Below are 2358 nucleotides of genomic sequence, written 5' to 3'. Positions count from 1 at the left end.
GCCCAATGGTATCCACGTTTTCCCGTCCAGGCTATAAAAAAAATCTGCCACGTCTTTTCTGTCCGTAAAATTGCATTCCGCCTTAAAGTAAACTACCTTTTGGTTTAAGGGGATTTGTTGTGCTTCTACAGGTTTTCCGGTGCTTGCATTGATCATGATGATAGCTTTGCTATCCCCGGTTATTTTTACACCTGCCAACCCGTAATTTTGTTGCAAAAGGCCCAAACCCGCGAAATCACCATCTTTCATGTTAGAAACGTCGAGCGAAACTGTCCCGGAGCATACCGGGCCGATGGTGCGTTGTGTCAATAAGTTTCGTGCCGCCAGGAAATTGGTGTCGATCCTGCCGGTGCTGAGCCGTAAATACCCTTTCCGCGCTGTAACTGACCACAAGCTATTATCCGGGTTATGGTTCCATTGCCAAACCAGTGGTAATGCGCGTTCGCCTTTTTTACGGGTAAACTCGTCCGAAGCAACGATGCCCGGGATCAAACCTTTACCGGCCGGCAGGTCGAGCGTATCGGTCACTTTGCCGTGGGTGCCTAACACGGGCCACCCATCTACCCACTTTACCGGCACCAAATAGGGGATGCGGCCAACCGAGCCATAATCACGGAACAAATAAGCATACCAGGCCCCGTTTGGCGCTTCGACCAATCCGCCTTGCGCCACACCCAGGTCCTGGAGGGCAATTCGTCCTTCGTACGGGCCGGTGATTTTATCTGCCCGGTGTATGATAACAGTGCGTACGTGGCCCGGTGGCCATGTAATATTGAAAAGATAATATTTGCCTTTTATCTTAAACAGCTGAGAGCCCTCCGGACCGAGGCCGRTACCGCCCGAAGGCACGTTTGCCTTTTTAATGATAATTTTGTCCGTTCCGCCAGGTTTTATACCGGATAGATCGTCCTTTAATTCAACTAACCTTAAATCTCCGCTCCCGCTAATCATATACACTTTTCCGTCATCATCAAAAAACAAGGAGTGATCACCCAGGTCGGGGGCAAATGACCTGGCTTTCCATGGGCCTTTTTCGATATTTTTAGTGCTGTAAATGTGCATTTTGCCGGTATTTGCAGAAAATGTGCTTACATAATAGGTGCCATTATGGAAACGGATAGAACTTGCCCACGAACCCTCCCCATACATGTTTTTGCCATTGGTGAGGTTTGTTGCATCAATGTTTGCTAAAGTATCATAGGCATAACCCACCGTCTTCCAGTTCACCAGGTCGTTCGACTTCATAATCGGCACACCGGGACTCATGTGCATGGTTGTGCTGCTCATGTAATAGCTRTTGCCTACACGYTCTATTGATATGTCCGGTACATCCGCGTAAATAATGGGRTTAGTGGCTTTTTGCGCATATAAACACGGCACTGTAATCGTTATAATTAAGGCCGCCATCCATAACCTGTAAATTGCATTTCTCATATTGACATTTGGTTTTTTGTCCTGGTATTCTTACTATTTTATTTATTTAGTTTCTTACCTGGTTTCAATTATTTGGTTAATGTATTTATTTGAAGCACGTTTACTGAATATGGGTCGAAAGTCCTGGTAAATTTTGCGCCTGCGACTTTTATTTTTGAGGTAACAGGAACTATTTTTACCGGGTCGCTTATCGTGTTCGTATCTTCGGGTTTGTCGCCTTTTATTACCACGATTGTACCTTCGGGAGAAAGTTTTCCGGCACCATTTAAGTCGATGTCAACCTGCTGCGGCTTTCCTGTTGCATTTACTACTTTAAGAAACAGTTTTCCCGTTTTGGTGTCCCGGGTAGCTACATAAAACATGCCTGGTATAGGTTTGGGCATGTTGTTCGCCGCGCTGTCCTGTTTGGTGGCAGGCCTGGTTTGGGTGGGGATATTGGCGCCGGATACAGGGACTACCTTATCGCCGATATAGGTATTAAACATTACCTGTACATAATACGATGGCGAACCAAAACTTGTCAATGCATCATAACCTATCAGGTTTGATTCCCATTGCCATGCTTTCGGCACGGTTGCGGTAGCCTTGTTTACATTTGCAAATAAAGGCGCATAGCATGAGCGGATAACGAGGTCTGAGTTGCGTTCCATACCGGTCATCCAGGCGGCATCACCGAGGGCAGCATTCAAAGTGGTGGTGGGCATGCCTTCCGTTGTTGCCCACTCCCCTACAAACACTTTATATCCTTTGCGGTCGTAGTTATCATAATGTGCCGCGTCCTCTTCCATCCCCCAGGCATTGCGGTAGTAATGTTCATCTACAATTTCGGGCTTGCGGATGGTTAATTTACTCCTGCTCCCAAGCCAGTCCTTGCCGCCCATGCTTGCAATACAGTGAAGGTTAGGGTATTTGGCTTTAATGGGG

2 protein-coding genes are annotated in these 2358 nt (G+C 47.0%); both read right to left on the bottom strand.

Annotated features, from left to right (window positions below; translation table 11 throughout):
* Nucleotides 1-1407 (bottom strand): glycoside hydrolase family 43 protein (locus AC1DPZ_RS25655; protein ID WP_477408828.1); only part of this gene is annotated, 1407 nt, incomplete at its 3' end.
* A 95-nt stretch (nucleotides 1408-1502) separates the two neighbouring features.
* Nucleotides 1503-2358 (bottom strand): alpha-L-arabinofuranosidase C-terminal domain-containing protein (locus AC1DPZ_RS25650; protein WP_477408826.1); only part of this gene is annotated, 856 nt, incomplete at its 5' end.

The sequence above is a fragment of the Mucilaginibacter sp. P4_G9 genome (assembly GCF_056400985.1).
The sequence above is the reverse complement of the archived record's forward strand: the minus strand, read 5'-3'. Positions and strand labels throughout refer to the sequence as shown.